Genomic DNA, 18673 nt, shown 5'->3' on the forward strand with positions numbered 1-18673 from the left:
ATTGCTAGTACACCAAAAAAGCTTTTTAAATGAATAGAATAGGCAATATAGCTTCGAATATACAAATGATTTACAATACAAATCAATATGTAAGTAATTAATGTACTATACGCCGCTCCATCTATGCCAAACTTCTGCACGAACATCATGTTTAACACGACTTTCACACAACTCGCACCAATAACAATCCATGCAGCTTGTGCAGAACGGTTAATGCCCTGTAAAACACCTATTGATAATACCATAACCGCAGTAAAATACGAACTGCCAATCATAACTGTTAACATACTACTGCCTTTTACGTCTGTGAACAATCCGACATTTAACGGTACTGTTAATGCCATCAACCATATTGTTAACGGTGCTGTTAAAACATGCGCTAGTCGATTTGTATTTTGAATTGTTATTTTCGCCAAATTTATATCTCTTTTGGTCAATGCGGAAGTTAAGAGTGGTATTAACGGAAATACAATTGCACTTGCAAAAATAACAATTATTTGCGTGAATGCAAAACCGCGACTGTATATTCCAAATTGTTCTTGAATTTCTTTTGATGATCCTTGTAATACATGCGGTATTGTAAGCGAGTCTACTAAATTTAAAAGTGGCATTGATAAAGCTCCGATAGCGATTGGGATCGATACCCGCAATATCTTTTTGCCGTTTTCTCTTAAATCTCGGAGCGAATAGGAATTGCTTTTATTGTAGTATGGACTTCTATTATATTTTATACGCAAATATATAAGCGAACTAATGACTCCAAGAAAAGAGCCAACCATCGCACCACTAGTAATAACAGTATTACTCTTATCCCATGATACTAGTATGTAAGCAATTATTAACATAAAAAACACACGTACAAATTGCTCAATGACCTGTGATACCCCTGTTGGTTTCATATCACCGAAACCTTGAAAATACCCTCTATACACCGCCATGTATGGCGCAATGAGTAATGCTAATGAAGTAATAAGCAACGGCATTCTAGTTTCTTGTCCACCGAGCATATTTGCAATTTCAATAGAAAATAATACAATGACTAAACAGCCGAAAACGCCAAATGCTATCCCAATAATTGACGCTGATTTAAATAATTTCGCAATTTCCTTTTGCTTATTTTTTTCGTTCAACTCTGCAATTAGTTTCGAAATTGCAAGTGGAACTCCGGCTACCGATAATGTAAGAGCAATCATATATACAGGAAAAACAAGGCGAAAAATACCGAGCACTTCATCTCCTGCAATATTTTGTAATGGAATTTGAAAAAAACTACCAAGCAATTTTGACAAAAAAGTTGTAATGGTTAAAATTGCTGCTCCTTTTACAAATGTTTTATTCATATTTTTTCTCTTTTCTTTTATACATATACTCTCAAACATATTGTTTTAAGCGATAGGGATTCATTTTATCCCATTGGTTATCATAACAAATTTATTATAGGTTGAATACTTGGTTTTTTTTTCAAAATAGAAAAGCGAACCCATTTAAGCCTGTCTCTTCACAATATTTTTCTAATTCCTTCCATTATATATGTACACACTATAAGCGTTTCTGTTACGCCAAAAGAGCCCTTCCTCTCTGTCACTGCGATACATATTACTAAAAACATTATAAAAACATCCCACAACTCTACATTATAATTTATGTAAAATTGTGAGATATTCTAATTACTATCTAAACACTTAAAATTTTCAATTGCTCTTTCTGTTCATCGCTTGCCATTACTGCGATTGTTTTTTCAATACTCGGATGTACTTGCTCAAGCTTTACACTTGCTCCTACTTTATTTGATTGCTCAACAAAATTTAATAATGCCATAGCTCCTGATACATCCATATAACGCACATCTTTCATACGTAAAACAACCGGTGACTTCACATCTTGTAAAGTAGAGAAAATACGATCTACTGATAGGAAAGAGAGCGGCCCTTGAATTGTGTACGTTTCTTCTTTTTCTTTTACGATAGAAGTTTTACGTTCTTTACATTTCACCATATATATGATGAACGAAAGAATAATACCGAAGGCAACAGCAATCATTAAATCGAACTTCACCGTTACAATCATCGTTACGAGCATAACAACGACATCACCTTTAGGAGCGACATGCATCTTTTTCATGCTTCCCCAATCGAACATTCCAATACCAGTTAAAATTAAAATACCTGATAATACAGCAAGTGGAATATATTGTACGACCGAACCAAGACCCATAATAAAAATAAATAAGATAACACTATGCATACATGCCGAAAGTGCCGTTTTACCGCCACTTCTTATATTCACGATAGACCTTACAGTCGCACCTGCACCTGCTAATCCGCCAAACAATCCGCTCATCATATTACCGATACCTTGTCCAACGAGCTCTTTATTACTTTTATGACGTGTACCTGTCACATTATCCATTACGACCGATGTTAACAACGAGTCAATCGATCCTAATAAAGCAATACTAAGCGCTGGTAAAATAAGTGCTGCTATTCCTGTTCCACTTAAAGATGGAATATGAAGCGTAGGTATCGCTTCTGGAATGGTTCCAATCTTTTCAATTACTTTATTTAGTGAAAGATTTCCGATAATCGGTAACTTTACTGTAAGTCCTTCGAGTAGAGAAGAAAATAAAGGAAGCAAAGCTGTCACACCGACTAGTGCTACTAAACTAGACGGAATCGCCTTAATCCATTTGCCAGAAACAATCATTACAATAATCGTTAACACAACAAGTAAAAAACTATTTTGTACGTGCTTTATTTCGCCTAAAATAATGATTAATGCAATACCATTCATAAATCCTGAAACGACAGGATACGGAATATATCGAACGTAAGAACCGAGCTTACATACACCGAATAAAATTTGAAATAACCCTGCCATCATAAAGGCAATAAAACTTGCCTCTAACCCGTGCGTCGCAATAACTCCTGTTGCAATAACGGTAATTGGTCCAGTTGGCCCTGTTACTTGCCCAGGTGTCCCGCCAAATAACGCTGCGAATAAACCTGCAAAAATCGCACCATACAATCCAACAAGCGCTCCCTCAGACGTTCCTGTCGCGGCAATACCAAATGCAATCGCAAGTGGTAACGCAACAATCGCAACAGTAAATCCTGCTAAACATTCCTTTGCTATTTTTTGAAACATAAAAAAACCACCTTTGTATAAAGTCCATGTTCCATTGTACACCTAAAAAGATACATTCGTTAGCTCACTTTTTACATTCTCGTGACGTAAACGTATTCAACGAAAAGTTTTCCCCTTATCTTTGGAAACAATTGCAACTATGCTATAATGAACAAATTAAATCTTTTACTATATACTTGGAGGCACTATGCTAACTTTTGAAGAAAAATTATCGATTATTGAATCTTTCCCAGAACTAGAAAGAAAGAACGTATCATTAAAACGTGTAAACTTCCACTTTGAAGAAAGTCGTTTAGATAAAAAGAACGTTGTATTTCATTTACACCCAAATGGAAATGGATTTGTATATGCAAGCGGTATTAAAGGTTATAAAACAGATGATAAAGGCATGGTTAACATCCGTGAGTTTTCAGCAGAGGAGTTACGTTCAGTAATTGAGAAATCAATTGACCTTCTATCACAAGAAGAAGTAGTAGCACCTGTAGAACCTGCGAAAGAAGAAGAATGGCAGAACGAAGATGGTCATATTCTTACTCTTATTTCAGAGGATGACATGTGGAACGTGTACGCTGGTGTAAACTTAGACGGTACATTCAACTCTTATCCAGAAGCTGCGGAATACCTTGATGAAGAAGGCTTTTCACGCAAATAAAAATAGAAACCTATTTCATTCAACGACTTTTATAGTAATCAAAGAAGACACTTAAGGTGTCTTTTTTTGTTATATAAACTCCTTTCTCACACTATCTCTACTAATTTTCATAAAATGATTCAGAGGAGGTTTATATGAATACAACTGCTAAATTAATAAATTGGAAAGAACATGGCGATATGATTATTCTAGAATGTGAATTAAATGGAAAACGCTTCGAGATATCAACATATAAACAAAGAATATATAATGCACACCTTTTATCAGCTGACGTTTATATTCGTTTAGACTCATCTGATAATATAATTGGAATAAATATTTATAAAAAGTAAGAAAAGCCCCCTATTCCGTAGGCGGGCTTTATCTTTATTACACAACATCAGAGTATACTCTCTTTTTTTCATACAGTTTATGTAATTATACATATTCATCAAAAAATACACTAAATGAATATTACATGTAGTAAAATATAACTTGTGGGCACGTTCTATAAAGCAGATTCTTTTAAAAGGCGTAACATATCAATTATTATAGGGGATGTGGCGTCACTTCAATATTGATCTCAAATCTCTTGTCTTTTGTGAACTAACAATCTAGTGTATATAGACGATTCTGCTTTATAGTATGTGTTTACACTCATAACAAAGGGGTAATGGTAATACGGATAGATTCGTATGAAATGAAATGGTTCAAGTCGGAGAGAGGCACCTTAAGGTGTCTTTTCTTTTTGTATTACATCCACTTTGTTTTTCCACCTTATTTCAAATGCGCTAATTAACCTTCACCAAGAAGAAATGAGAATTAACAAAGATATTGTTTCTTCTGTTTAATATAGAAAAATGAAGGGTACCCCATAGATATGGGGTATCCTTCATTTTTTATTTTTTCGCACCTTTCAATGACTCCCTCAGCACAAATTTCTGCAACTTCCCGCTCGCATTACGAGGGAGTTCATCTACAAATAAATAATGACGCGGACGTTTATAATCTGCTAGTTCATCACTTTCTTTGCAATACGTTTCTAAATCAGCTTCTGTTATTGTTTCATCTTTCTTCACAATAACTGCCACAACACGCTCTCCCCATAATTCGTCTGGCTCACCAAGTACCGCCACATCTAATATACCAGGATGACTATGAAGGAAATCTTCAATTTCACGAGGATAAATATTTACGCCACCGCTAATTACCATATCATCAACGCGATCAGCAACGAATAAATAACCGTCTTTATCAAAATAGCCTAGATCACCCGAATGATACCATCCTTTATACATCGATTTTTTATTCGCTTCTTCACGATTATGATAGCCAGCCATCATAGTTGGGCCGCGCAAAATAATTTCTCCCACTTCATAAGGAGGTAATACATCCTCTGGTTCTGCCGGTGCATCCTCGTTCGGTTTCACAATACGAACTTCATGGCTAAAGCATGGCGTGCCTGCTGAACCAGCTTTCGTAATTTGATCCTCCTCTACGAGAAACGCAACAACTGGCCCCATTTCTGTCATTCCGTATATTTGAACAAGATCAATATAAAGACGTTCTTTACATTCTTTTACTAACGCCGGTGCCATTGCTGCTCCGCCGTATATACCAATCTTCATCGAAGTTAAATCATACTGAGCTAAATCTTTTTGCAACAACATATTCCACATCGTCGGCGCTGCAAAGAACGTCGTAATCTTTTCTTCTTGAATCGTATGTAATACTGTTTCTGTATCAAAATGATGCAAAATAACATTCTTTCCACCAACTTGAATGCGTGGTATGATTCCAGCATTTAATTCACCACAGTGATATAAAGGCGCCACAACAAGCCCTACACTATCTCTATTATATTTAAGGAAATACGTACAAATCATACTATGCTCAGTCATTTCGCGATGACGATGTAATACGCCTTTCGGATGACCTGTCGTACCACTCGTATAAAGCATTGAACAATAATCCATTTCATCAATTTCGATATTTACTTTCTCAGAAGATGCTGCATTCACTTTTTCATGGTAGGAGCTTGCATAGGAAGGTTTATCGTTTTCTATAGACCAAAAAGATGTATTTGGAAAATCTCTTTCAATTATAGCAATAGTTGACTCAACTGCTTTTTCAAAGACAACGACTTTCGAGGATGCGTCCTGAAGAATATAAGATACTTCTTTTGCTTTTAAGCGGAAATTAATCGGGTTAAAGATCGCTCCAATTTTCGCACAGGCTAAGTAAACGTTTACAAATTCACGGCAATTATATAAGTAAACAGATACAGTATCTCCCTTTCTTACCCCTTCTTCTAATAGAGCGTGCGCTGTTTTATTTATTTGTTCATCCCACTGTTTATACGTCCAGCGAATATTCTTTTCAGGTTCCACTAACGCCTCTTTATTCGGATACTTACCAACTGATAAATCAAAAATTCTCCCTATCGTCATGTACATGCCAACAATTTCCCCCTTTTCTCTTTCATAAATCTATCATTTCGTCCATAAGTAGACATTGTCCTTTAATGATTTGACTAATTTTTCTGATTATTATCGACATAGTTTTACATACGGTACCGCTAGACGGTAAATGAAATTATATCGGCGATTTTCCAGATATATCGACCGTAACTTGAAATATATCAGCGATTTTCAAAATATATCAGCGCAACTCGAATTATATCAGCGATTTTTCGAATATATCGACTTACCGACAAAAACTGACAAGATATAATCGGACCGCCCGTTACTGCAGGATAAAAAGAGGTTGTTCCAACTCGGAACAACCTCTTTCTTCTTATGCAAATAGCTCTTCTAAAATTTTCAGTTTATCTTCTGTATATTTTACGAAGCCATCGTTATATGATTTTGGATCTTTCGGATTTGCGAAGTGAGTAATTGCTCCCGTCTTCGGATGAACAAATTTACTTGATGCACCACAGCCAAGTCCGATAATTGATTGTACTTCTTCCATAATGACAATGTTGTAAATACTTTCTTGCGTCGGCATTGCATAACCAACGTTCTCTAAGTTACCTAAAATATTCTTTTGACGATATAGGTAATATGGTACGTAATTATGCTTTTGCGTCCACTCTTCTGCTTCGTGCATCATCGCTGTAATTTCTTCGCGACCTGCTACTTTATATTTACGTTTGTTTTGCGTCATTTCAGAAGCACGTTTGAATGATAACGTATGAACTGTTAATGATTCTGGCATTAACTTTTCTGTTTCATCTAACGTATGTTTGAAGATATCTAACCCTTCACCAGGAAGACCAATAATTAAGTCCATATTAATATTGTTCATTCCCATTTCACGAGCTAAATGGTATTTCTCAATTGTTTCTTCTACAGTATGATGACGTCCAATTGCTTTTAGTGTCTCTTGATGGTATGACTGCGGATTAATACTAATACGGTCAATATTCCATTTATTTAACACTTCTAGCTTTGCTGGCGTGATCGTATCTGGGCGACCTGCCTCAACTGTTACTTCACGCACATTTTTCACATCTGGGAACGCTTCATACATTTCTTCATACAGCATATCCATCTCTTCTGCTGTAATACTTGTAGGTGTACCGCCGCCGTAATAAATCGTCGTAACTTTTACACCTTTTTCTTTTAAAAACTTACCAATTTCACGAACTTCATAATGTAAACCACCCAAGAACGAATCAACAGAGCCTTGGCGTCCATTAATCGCATAAGCCGGGAATGTACAATATGCACATTTCGTTGGGCAGAACGGAATACCGATATAAATACTTACTTCTTCTTTCAAACGGTATAAATCCGGAACAACTGCTAATTGGCAATCAACAATGCGCTGAAGAAGTTCAATTTTCTCTTCATGAATTAAATAACTTTCACGAAGCTCTTGATGCGCTTCTTCTTTTGACATACCATTTTGAAGCATTTTATGAAGAAGTTTCGTCGGACGTACTCCCGTTAAAATACCCCAGCTTTGTTCAATACCAGTTAACTGCTGAAGAACAGAAAGATATACATAAGAAACAACGTGCTTCACTTGCTTCATACGCTCTTTTTCATCTGTGAAAGCAGATAAATCTTTCGAGAATGTTTCTTCATACACATTTCCTGTGCTAACATCCGTTAATCGAGCGGATGCTTTCACATTATCCTCAATGTGTATATCAACGATAAGATTTGCTTCCTCTTGTTCAAATCCAATCGTACTATCTTCAAAAAATAAGCCGCCAATATTTTGTAGCGGACGTAAAAAACGATCATCTTGTAACGTTTTAATTGAAATTAACAACATTATCACCTTTTCATTTGCAAACTCTCTTTAGTTTACTTGAAGGGCGTTTACAGGTCAATACAGAAGGTTTTACCTGTTTCTCTTACATTTTTTCAAATAATTCTTTTTATGAATATCGCTCCTGTATATAGACATCATCATTTTCTCTTGTTAAAATTTATTAGTACTAAAATCGATACATAGTGAAAATACAATATAAAAAGGAGGAATGTTAACACTAGATTCCATAATCTAATGTGTTAAAAAAAATATGAAAAAGAAATTTTATAGTGTTTTAACTCTCTCTCTTGCATTACAAACTGTTCTTGCACCTACTTATTCATTTGCAGAGAGTGCTGAAAAATCCGCTGAAGTATATACGGAAGATCAAGTTTTTAAAAGTATTAAAGAGCATGTTAATGAGCATAGTACTCATGAAGAAGATATCGAGGTTACTGGTCAATTCCTACTATACACTTCAAAAAAACATTCATTATATACCGCGAATGATTTAAAAAACAAATCGAATATCGAGATTACAGAACAAGTCGTAACGGCGACAAAGAAAAAAGGAAATGCTTATTACATAACGACGCCAACTGGCGATGGATGGATAGATAACAATGATAATAGCTTAGAAGTTCAAGAGATTCATAAACTATCTAATCAAAAATTAATCGTAAAAGAAGAAGCTTCCATACATGCCCTTCCGTTCCAATCATTTAAAGAAGAAGGGAAACTACAGCCACAAGTCATAACTCCTACTGAACAAGCTGGAAATTGGTTTAAAGTCCAAATAAATGAAACAGCAAAATGGATTTATGCACCTTCTGCTACATTTGAAGGTACAAAAGCTTCATTATTAAAAAACAGTCGTACTGCTAAAAATAGTTTATTGAGATCGCCAGAAGCTCTACAAACAAACAATATTTATGGCGTTACATTTAAAGAAATGATTGTCCCAAAAGGAAATGACGATATTCGCCCTGGCTACCCGATGGTACCTAAATATATTACGATTCACGAAACAGCTAATACAGCGAAGGGTGCCAATGCTCTAAATCATGCAAAATTCTTAGATAATCAAGCACGCGGAACAGCTGATCGCGCCGCATCTTGGCATTTCACAGTAGATGATAAAGAAATTTATCAACATCTTCCAGTAAATGAAGTTGGATGGCATGCTGGAAATAAAACTGGAAACTATGAATCTATCGGAATTGAAATTGCCGTTAATCAAGATGGAAACTATGAAAAAGCGGTAGAAAATGCCCGTAAATTGGCAGCTTATTTAATGAACGACTTAAATATTTCTCTAGATAAGGTCCAAAAACACCAATTTTGGTCAGGAAAAAACTGCCCTGCGTTTATGATTCAACGTGGACAATGGGATGCTTTCTTAAAAGGAACTGAAACATACTATAAGGAAAACCAAAAAAATCCCGTAACTGATGACATTACAGGTGGATGGTATGAACAAGACATTCGTCAATTAGCAGCTAGAGGCATTATGCAAGGAGAAGGGAACGGCAAGTACTTCCCAGAACGTCTTGTAACGCGTGCTGAATTTGCTACACTAATTACTCGTGCTTTACAATTACCAAGTGGAAATGCTAATTTCACAGACTTAGACCAAGTACACCCATCGTTAAGAGACGGTATTAATCGTGCAGCAAGCGCAGGTATAATCCGCGGACGTGGTGATAATACATTTGATCCAAATACTACAATTACACGCGAAGAAGCTGTTATTATGATCGATCGTTCTCTAAAACACGCTGGTATTTTTGCAAAACAAGTTGAACTACCATTCGTAGACCAAAACTTAATTTACGCTAAAGAAGAAGTACAAAGAGTGTATGGATACGGAATTGTAAAAGGTAATGAATTTAATCAATTCGTACCAAAAGGACCATCACAACGTGCACACGCAGCTGCATTTATAAACAGAATGCTTAGCGTAATTGAAGCTTAACATATTTATCATTCCATATAGATATTTTCATTTTATCTGTATTCACTTAAAAGGCATCAGAGATTATATATCTCTGATGCCTTTTATACATCTTTTAGCTATTTTTAGCCATGAATCTTAAACGTATGCCTAATAGCAGAAGTATAAAACCGATGAATGGAACGTAATTCGTATTGTGTCCTGTAGCTGGAAGTTGTTGATTATTAGAAGAACCTTGTCCTTTTTCTGGTAAATTAGGTTTTTCTACTCCCTCACCTGGTTTTTCTGTTCCTTCACCCGGTTTCTCTGTTCCTTCACCTGGCTTTTCTGTTCCTTCACCTGGCTTCTCTGTTCCTTCACCTGGCTTTTCTGTTCCTTCACCTGGCTTCTCTGTTCCTTCACCTGGCTTCTCTGTTCCTTCACCTGGTTTTTCTGTTCCTTCACCCGGCTTTTCTGTTCCTTCACCTGGTTTTTCCGGACCTTTTTCTGTATCTTTTTCATTTGTAATTTGAAGCTTTACAACTTCAATTTTTTCATTAGAAATCGTAAATTTCATTTCCTTATCGGATAAAGTATATCCTTCTGGCGCTTGGATTTCTTTTAAAGTGTAATCTCCTGGTTCTAACTTCTTAGAAGTCGCTTTACCGCTCTTGTTTGTTGTTAATGTGTCGATTTTTGTTCCGTCTTTCCAAATTTCAAACACTGCGCCTGCTAATATTTTATTTGTATTATTAGCGTCTACCTTTGTAATTTCTAATTGACCTGTAATTTCTTCTTTCACTTTTTCATTCATAACTTCTTGTTTTACTACTTCATTTGCTACAACATTTACTTCTACTGTTACTTCTAACGCTTTATAACCTTCCGGCGCTTTCGTTTCCTCTAACGTGTACTTTCCTGGCACTAAGTTTTCGAATTTCACAACACCGTCTTTATTCGTTGTTTTCGCTTCTCCAACTACTTGACCAGCTTCGTTCTTTAATTTAAATTCTGCACCTGCTAGAACTTTTCCACTCTCCGAATCCTTTTTGATTACTTGTAAGCTTCCTAGTTCTTTTGCGTTTTCTACTTGTACTTCTACTACTTTGTTTGCTTCCACAACGACTTCAATTTCTTCTTTTAACAACTTATATCCTTGTGGTGCTTTCGTTTCTTTTAATGTGTACTTTCCTGGCTCTAATTTCGGTGAAACTACTTTACCAGTTTTATCTGTTCGTAACGTATCTACTTTTTTACCATCTTTATACACTTCGAATTCTGCATCTGATAATACTTTCGTTTTATCTTCCGCATCTACTTTTACAATTTCGAATTGACCAAGGCTCTTACTGTTCGTTACTTTTACATCAACAACTTTTTCACCGTCAACTGTTACATGAATTATTTGTTTTGTTAACTCATAACCTTCTGGTGCTTTTGTTTCTTCTAACGTATATTCACCTGGCACAAGTCCGTCTACTTTAACCGTTCCAGACTTATCTGTTGTAATTCCTTCTTTTACAACATTTCCTTTCGCATCTTTCAATGTAAATTGTGCGCCTGCTAAGCGTTTCGTTTGATCTTTATCATCCATTTTAATAATTTGTAGAGAACCTAAGATTTTTTCGTTTTCTGCCTCTACTTTTACTACTTCTTTCTCGTTTTGAATTGTTACTTTCCATTCTTTATTTGAAAGCTTGTAGCCCGCTGGTGCTTTCGTTTCTTTCACTGTGTATTCACCTAGCGGTAATTTCGGTGACATCACTTTTCCACTCTCATCTGTTTTTAGTTCTGCTACCTTTTTACCATCTTTATACACTTCGAATTCTGCACCTGATAACAATTTCGTTTTATCATTCGCATCTACTTTCACGATTTCGAATTGACCCATTACTTTTTCATTCATGACTTCTTGTTTTACTACTTCGTTCGCTACAACGTTCACTTCTACTGTTACTTCTAGCGCTTTATAACCTTCCGGCGCTTTCGTTTCCTCTAACGTGTACTTTCCTGGCACTAAGTTTTCGAATTTCACAACACCGTCTTTATTCGTTGTTTTCGCTTCTCCAACTACTTGACCAGCTTCGTTCTTTAATTTAAATTCTGCACCTGCTAGAACTTTTCCACTCTCTGCATCCTTTTTGATTACTTGTAAGCTTCCTAGTTCTTTCGCATTTTCTACTTGTACTTCTACTACTTTGTCTGCTTCCACAACGACTTCAATTTCTTCTTTTAACAATTTATATCCTTGTGGTGCTTTCGTTTCTTTTAATGTGTATGTTCCTGGTTCTAATTTCTGAGAAACTACTTTACCAGTTTTATCTGTTCGTAACGTATCTACTTTTTTACCATCTTTATACACTTCGAATTCTGCATCTGATAATACTTTCGTTTTATCTTCCGCATCTACTTTCACGATTTCAAATTGACCCGTTACTTTTTCGGAGATCTTTTTATTCACCACATCTACAGTCACTATTTTATTAGCCTCTACATCAACAGAAACTGAACTAGATGATAATTCATATCCTTTCGGTGCTTCTACTTCTTTTAATGTATAGCTTCCAACTGGAAGTTGTTTCGATAAGGCTTCACCTTTATCATCTGTAACAATTGTTTCCACAACTTTCCCATCTTTATCGATAACATCAAATTTTGCACCTGGTAGAAGTTGACCAGATTCACTATCTTTTTTCAATAATTTAAATTGGCCATTCTCTACTTTTCTCGTATTCTTCATAACAAGTTCAATTACGTTTGTATTATCAATTGTTACTTTGACTGGTGTATCAACTTTTATATATCCTTCTGGTGCATTTATTTCTTTTACAAAATAGTCACCAAATGGTAAATCTTTAACTTCCGCAATACCCTTTTCGTTTGTTGTAACAGTAGCCACAACGTTATTATCTTTGTCTATAACATCAAATTTTGCGTCTTTTAAAACAATGTTTTCATCGTTTTCATCAACTTTTTTAATTTGTAAATGTCCTTTTTCAGTTGCTGGCTTATTCCACTTTGGCCAGTTAAATTTAAAGTTATGAACCTCAAAACCATCTCTTTGGTGTAATCCTCCAACATAGGCTTGTCCATTAATAGAACCACCTTTTGTTTCTACAACTGCATTAGGTGCAAACACACTACCTACTACACCATAACCTTTAGTTGTTATCTTTGTAGCATTAGGAAATACCCAAATTACCTTACTAGCTAACTCAGTAAAAGATGAATTAGGATCGTATGCTTGAGATGTATTAATTAAATCCGTCGCCATCCCAGTATTTCTTGTATCATACAAAATTGCACCGCCACCAAAACTCACTTCTTCTGCATCTGAATAAATAACAATAAAGTCTTTATTCTCTACATTCGGAAGAAAAACGTCTTTTACATCAAATGTTTTCTTTCCAGTTTGGCCTGAAGAGACATAAATATTAGGGTTATTTACATCTTCACCGATGCCAAAGCTCATATTAGGTTTTGGCTTATCAGTCTGTAGTTTACTTGCATCCCCGATTACACCATCAACGTCTTTTCTAAATTCTTTAAACTTAGCATCAATCTCCGCTTGCTCTTTATAAGAGATACGGTCATATGATGTTTTCATTGCGCCCTCTGGGTCACCGTCTTTTGTCATCGCCACTGTTCCATCTTGAATAATTACTTGTCCTGCTCCCGCTTTCGTAAATTGACCGCCTAGTAATAATGATGGATATCCTTCATCTACCCAAGTTGCTCCAGCTAAGTTATTTGCTCCAGTTGCAGCCGCTACGACTGTATAACTTGATGCGTTCATATTTTTCTGAACAGCCATCGCACCTTCAATATCCGCACTCGTTGCACTATGATCTCCAAAAATGATGGCGTTGTAATAAGATACATCACCTAAACCTTTTAATTCTGTTGTAGCTGCCTCTGCTTTAAATGGTAAATGGATTAAAAAATTCATACATATTAGTAATACAACTATTAAACTACTACTTAACTTTTTAATTTTTTGATTAAATGATTTCCTCAAGAAATTCATTCCCCCTTTTAAACTTCCTAAAACCACAAAAAGAAGTACATATCATATGTACCAAACCTTACTCACATTAACTTAAAATAATCCATTTAAATAAAACAAAGAAACACTACAACTACTTAATAAGATTGCTACAATTCATTTTTGAAATAATACGTGAACTAAACTGTCATGCGGAAATACTTTTACGTATGGGAGCCCAATAAAATTAATCTGAAGAATATTTCATGTGGTGTAACTGTTTTGGCAACATCATCCACTTTACATTAGTTTTCTAAAGGATTCAAGTGAATTGTATAGATTTCATACACAATTCATATTTTAAAACGCTTTCACTGTTTTTAATAAGATAAACAAAAAAACGTAGCCAAAAAGCTACGTTTTTTTGTCATCGTTTCGGTGTATTTTTATGATTCTTCAAAAACGGAAGCGGGAATTGCTTACGGAAATGCTCTTTAATCATATACTCTACACCGTTTTCACTATTTGAACGTGTGATCCAATCTGCTGCTTGCTTTAATTCTACAGGCGCGTTCCCCATCGCTACCCCAAGTCCCACGTTTTCAATAACCTCTAAATCTTCCATACTATCTCCAATCGCAACCATTTCATTTAGCGAAATATTTAAATGCTCTCCAAGCAATTGTAATCCACGTAACTTTGATACATTTTGCGGTAAAATTTCTATTCGTTTTGAATCACATTCAACATACTCTACATCTTGGAACGCTTTTCTTAATGTGTTCAGTCCTCTTTCTTTTTCACCTTTACTTTGGAAAAGAACATCAATTTTTGGCGCTGCTACCGGATGGTCACGAAGCGCGTCACCTAACGAATCTACAAATTGAACTGGATAAAATAACGGATCTGCGCTTGATAATACAGTGCGCGCAATTAAGTTTGGTGTATTTCTCTCACGATTTCCTATTGAAAACCGTTCATGAGAAATACGTACGTTACAATCAAAGTGCTCTAACACTTGCACAATGTTAAAAGTCTTCTCTTCAGATAATCTTCTTTGAACGTACGGCTTATCTAACGTTGCTGAAACGAAAGCACCACCATGTGTCACTAATATGGAATCTAATTTTAACGCCTTTGCTACTTTATGAGCGGATTGAAAATTACGACTCGTAAATAACGTAACGTATACATCTTTTCTTTTCACAAATTCAATTGTTTCTCTTAATCCTTTTGCAATTTTTCCATTGTTGTATAGTAGTGTCCCATCTATATTAAGAGCTAGTAAGCGATAAATCATGTCGCACTCCCCCTCTTCGCTGTTGTACTCTATCCATAATTTATGAAATACACCCGATAAATAGAACGAGTTAGAATTACTACTGAAAATTTGGTTTACTATATACATATACACTTAGTAAAGGAGATAGTACAATGCAGGCACCTCCTTCTTTTTATGAAGGCGATACGTTAGAAGTCGCAAAAAAATTACTCGGACAAAAACTTGTTCATATTGTAGACGGAATAAAGCGAAGCGGAATCATTGTAGAAGTAGAAGCATATAAAGGCCCCGATGATAAGGCCGCACATAGTTACGGAGGCAGACGAACGGACCGCACAGAAGTTATGTTTGGTGCACCAGGGCATGCTTACGTATATTTAATTTACGGTATGTATCATTGCTTTAACGTTATTACAGCACCAGCGGGCACCCCGCAAGGTGTTCTCATTCGAGCCCTTGAGCCGGTAGATGGAATAGAAGAAATAAAACTAGCGCGCTACAATAAGACCGAAATTACAAAAGCGCAGTACAAAAATTTAACGAACGGTCCTGGCAAACTATGCCGTGCCCTCGGAATTACTTTAGAAGAACGCGGTGTATCGTTACAAAGTGATACGTTACATATTGAATTAGTTCCAAAAGAAGAACACATATCATCACAATATAAAATAACAGCAGGACCTCGTATTAATATCGACTATGCAGAAGAAGCTGTACATTATCCGTGGCGTTTTTATTATGAGGGACATCCGTTTGTTTCAAAGAAATAAGCGATATCAACGGTTCGACAAGAAATATCGATTTATCGACAAATAATAACATTACGAATAAAAGCAGACTGTTCCAAAATGGAACAGTCTTTCCCTCTTACTCTGCACCTTCCGCAGTTGCAATATTATCCTCTAAATTTTCTCTTGATAATTCAGCCGCCATAAAATCTGCTGTTTCTGGAAGTGCTAAATGCATATGAGCTTTTTGACAAATTTGGATCGTACAGTTTTCTACAACATAGTCGAAAACATGTCCGCCCCCGCTTCTTTCATCATCAATGTAATGTAAGTGAAATCCAGCTACCCCAATACCTTGTGCGTAATCTGGTGTCCAAAATCCAGCAAGCGTACCTTCTGTATTTTCAAATGAAAAGATTGGTTGCGATTTCGTCACTTCAACGAGTGGTGTATACGGTTTTTCTTGTCTTGGAACAGTTCTCGTTCTTACTTCATGGAACGTACCGTCCATTCGAATAGCGTAAAATAAGTTTTTACTTGGCATTAATTCATGTAATAACGCTTCAACTTCTTCACGATTCATCGGACGCTCTACCGTATAACTCATTTCTTTTTCAAAAAACGTTACAGTTGCAAATGGCGTTGTTTCTTCTGGCTCTACTTTTTCCGCTGAACCGTCTGAACGTAAATGATAAAATCCATTATCAAATGCAATCATTTCACCGTCTAATTGATCAAATGTGCCGATGCCGAAATCACCATGTTTTTTCAAATCTTCAAAGCTAATCACACCATCATATATACCATCTAATAGCGCAAGCATTGTAGATGTTTGATATACTTCATTACTCATTTTCGTTTTTTTTGCATCAATATCAATTAATTGCGCAACAGTCATCTCAAATCTGCCTCCATTAGTTTAATTGGTTTGGTAATAATTTTTCGCTTAATTTAATGTTGTCACGATAATCGATTGGAATATCAATAATGACAGGGCCGTCTGCTGCTAATGCTTCTTTTAATACCCCTTCTAATTCATCAGGCGTGTTAACACGAAGACCTAACGCCCCGAAACTTTCCGCATATTTCACAAGATCAACATCGCCAAACTCTGTAGCTGATGTTCTGCCGTATTTCATCATTTGTTGGAATGCAACCATATCATATGTGCCGTCTCTCCAAACAAGATGGACGATTGGAGAATTTAAACGTACCGCCGTTTCTAACTCCATCGCTGAGAATAAGAAACCACCGTCACCTGATACGGAAACTACTTTTTTACCTGGTTCTACTAAAGTAGCTGCGATTGCCCAAGGAAGTGCAACACCTAACGTTTGCATGCCGTTACTAAATAATAATCTACGTGGTTCATAAGAACGGAAACATCTCGCCATCCAAATAGAATGGGAACCGATGTCACATGTAACAGTTGTATCGTCACTAATTAAAGAACGAAGTGTACGAATCACTTGAAGTGGATGCGTAACACCTTCCGAAGCACGGTTCGGAACTTCTGCTTGTTCTGATAATTTTGCGCGTAATCGTTCTAATACCGCTTCTGATTTCGTACTTAATACAAGTTTCGGTAATTTCTCCGCGATGCTATTTACCGTTAAGGCAATATCACCAATTAATTCACGCTCTGGTTGGTAATCATGGTCGATATCTGCTTGATGGTCGTCAAGATGAATAATCGTTCTGTCGCCAAGTTTATTCCAGAACTTTGGATCATACTCGATTGGATCATAACCGATAGAAATAACAAGGTCTGCTTCTTCTAGTAAAATATCACCTGGTTGGTTACGGAATAATCCAACGCGGCCGAAGAAATGATCTTCTAACTCACGTGAAATCGCACCAGCTGCTTGATATGTTTCAACGACAGGAAGTTCTGTATCCGCAATTAATTTACGAACAGCTTTCGTCACTTCATTTGTGCTCGCTCTCATACCGAGTAAAATAACTGGTAATTTCGCTGATTTTATTTTTTCTACTACATATGTAATATCATTTGTGGGAGCGATTCCAAGCTGTGGCTTAGAAAGCGCACCGATAGACTCTACAGTTGTTTCCGCAGTCATAACGTCTTGCGGAAGACTTACTAAAGTAGCTCCCGGATTTGTGGAAGTCGCACTTCGAAATGCATTACTAAGTGCTTCTGGCACATTATCAGGATGCTCTACTTCTACGCTATATTTTGTGATTGGTTCGAATAATGCAGCATTATCCATAGATTGATGCGTACGTTTTAATCGATCCGTACGCGGTACTGCACCAGCTAAAGCAACAACGGGATCACTCTCCGCATTCGCAGTAACAAGACCTGTCGCTAAATTTGATGTCCCTGGTCCTGAAGTTACAAGACATACGCCCGGTTTTCCTGTTAATCTACCAATAGCAGCTGCCATAAATGCTGCATTTTGTTCATGACGACAAACAATTAACTCTGGTCCTCTTTCTTGCAATACATCAAATACAGAGTCAATCTTTGCTCCTGGAATACCGAAAACATGTGTAACACCTTGTTTAATTAAACAATCAACAACAAGATCTGCTCCTTTTGTTTTTGTCTTCACGTCGTTTGCTTTTACACCTGTACTCAAAACTAATCACCCTTTATTTCATAATGTGTGTAATAAAGATTTTAACTTCACCTAGTTAATTAATGTGGTGAAGTATCATTTATCATTATATTACAAATGCA

The 18673-nt window shown here is 36.2% G+C and carries 12 protein-coding genes; 4 read left to right on the forward strand and 8 right to left on the reverse strand.

What is annotated here, in order from left to right; genetic code table 11:
• Both ACQGSG_RS18580 and ACQGSG_RS18585 read right to left on the reverse strand, forming a co-directional pair.
• Window positions 1-1340, reverse strand: a 1340-nt coding sequence (locus ACQGSG_RS18580) for a putative polysaccharide biosynthesis protein (protein WP_426947779.1), incomplete at its 3' end; no start/stop codon positions are given.
• Between the two features lie 334 nt (window positions 1341-1674).
• Window positions 1675-3144, reverse strand: coding sequence for a SulP family inorganic anion transporter (locus ACQGSG_RS18585; RefSeq protein WP_000486650.1), 1470 nt, complete (start codon window positions 3142-3144; stop codon window positions 1675-1677).
• A 187-nt stretch (window positions 3145-3331) separates the two neighbouring features.
• Between ACQGSG_RS18585 and ACQGSG_RS18590 the strand changes: the two genes are divergently transcribed.
• Both ACQGSG_RS18590 and ACQGSG_RS18595 read left to right on the forward strand, forming a co-directional pair.
• Window positions 3332-3796 carry a hypothetical protein gene (locus ACQGSG_RS18590; protein WP_000954998.1) on the forward strand — a complete coding sequence of 155 codons (465 nt, stop codon included), beginning with the start codon at window positions 3332-3334 and terminating at the stop codon, window positions 3794-3796.
• A 134-nt stretch (window positions 3797-3930) separates the two neighbouring features.
• On the forward strand, window positions 3931-4128 hold the full coding sequence (locus ACQGSG_RS18595) for a hypothetical protein (protein ID WP_001098258.1): 198 nt from the start codon (window positions 3931-3933) through the stop codon (window positions 4126-4128).
• A 546-nt stretch (window positions 4129-4674) separates the two neighbouring features.
• Here the strand turns inward: ACQGSG_RS18595 and ACQGSG_RS18600 are convergent.
• Complete coding sequence (locus tag ACQGSG_RS18600; protein WP_000282000.1) at window positions 4675-6231, reverse strand: fatty acid--CoA ligase; 1557 nt, start codon at window positions 6229-6231, stop codon at window positions 4675-4677.
• 340 nt (window positions 6232-6571) lie between these two features.
• A complete protein-coding gene (locus ACQGSG_RS18605) occupies window positions 6572-8062 on the reverse strand; it encodes a coproporphyrinogen III oxidase (protein ID WP_001999181.1) in 1491 nt (496 codons plus the stop codon).
• A 250-nt stretch (window positions 8063-8312) separates the two neighbouring features.
• On the opposite strand from ACQGSG_RS18605, the gene ACQGSG_RS18610 reads away from it, so the two are divergent.
• On the forward strand, window positions 8313-10016 hold the full coding sequence (locus tag ACQGSG_RS18610) for an S-layer homology domain-containing protein (RefSeq protein WP_214632000.1): 1704 nt from the start codon (window positions 8313-8315) through the stop codon (window positions 10014-10016).
• A gap of 94 nt (window positions 10017-10110) precedes the next feature.
• Here the strand turns inward: ACQGSG_RS18610 and ACQGSG_RS18615 are convergent, their stop codons facing one another.
• Entirely contained in the window at window positions 10111-13992 is a 3882-nt protein-coding gene (locus tag ACQGSG_RS18615) for a SpaA isopeptide-forming pilin-related protein (RefSeq protein ID WP_426947781.1), read from the reverse strand.
• A 394-nt stretch (window positions 13993-14386) separates the two neighbouring features.
• Entirely contained in the window at window positions 14387-15259 is an 873-nt protein-coding gene (locus ACQGSG_RS18620) for a Cof-type HAD-IIB family hydrolase (protein ID WP_000640419.1), read from the reverse strand.
• A gap of 134 nt (window positions 15260-15393) precedes the next feature.
• Between ACQGSG_RS18620 and ACQGSG_RS18625 the strand changes: the two genes are divergently transcribed.
• On the forward strand, window positions 15394-16011 hold the full coding sequence (locus ACQGSG_RS18625) for a DNA-3-methyladenine glycosylase (RefSeq protein WP_001148778.1): 618 nt from the start codon (window positions 15394-15396) through the stop codon (window positions 16009-16011).
• A gap of 97 nt (window positions 16012-16108) precedes the next feature.
• Here the strand turns inward: ACQGSG_RS18625 and alsD are convergent, their stop codons facing one another.
• On the reverse strand, window positions 16109-16867 hold the full coding sequence (gene alsD, locus ACQGSG_RS18630) for an alpha-acetolactate decarboxylase (protein ID WP_098604801.1): 759 nt from the start codon (window positions 16865-16867) through the stop codon (window positions 16109-16111).
• A gap of 16 nt (window positions 16868-16883) precedes the next feature.
• Window positions 16884-18572, reverse strand: a complete 1689-nt coding sequence (gene alsS, locus ACQGSG_RS18635; protein ID WP_023521267.1) for an acetolactate synthase AlsS — start codon at window positions 18570-18572, stop codon at window positions 16884-16886.
• Between the last annotated feature and the right edge of the window lie 101 nt (window positions 18573-18673).

Origin of the sequence: Bacillus sp. GMa5/1, assembly GCF_050172015.1 — a bacterium.
Taxonomy (GTDB): Bacteria; Bacillota; Bacilli; order Bacillales; family Bacillaceae_G; genus Bacillus_A; species Bacillus_A cereus.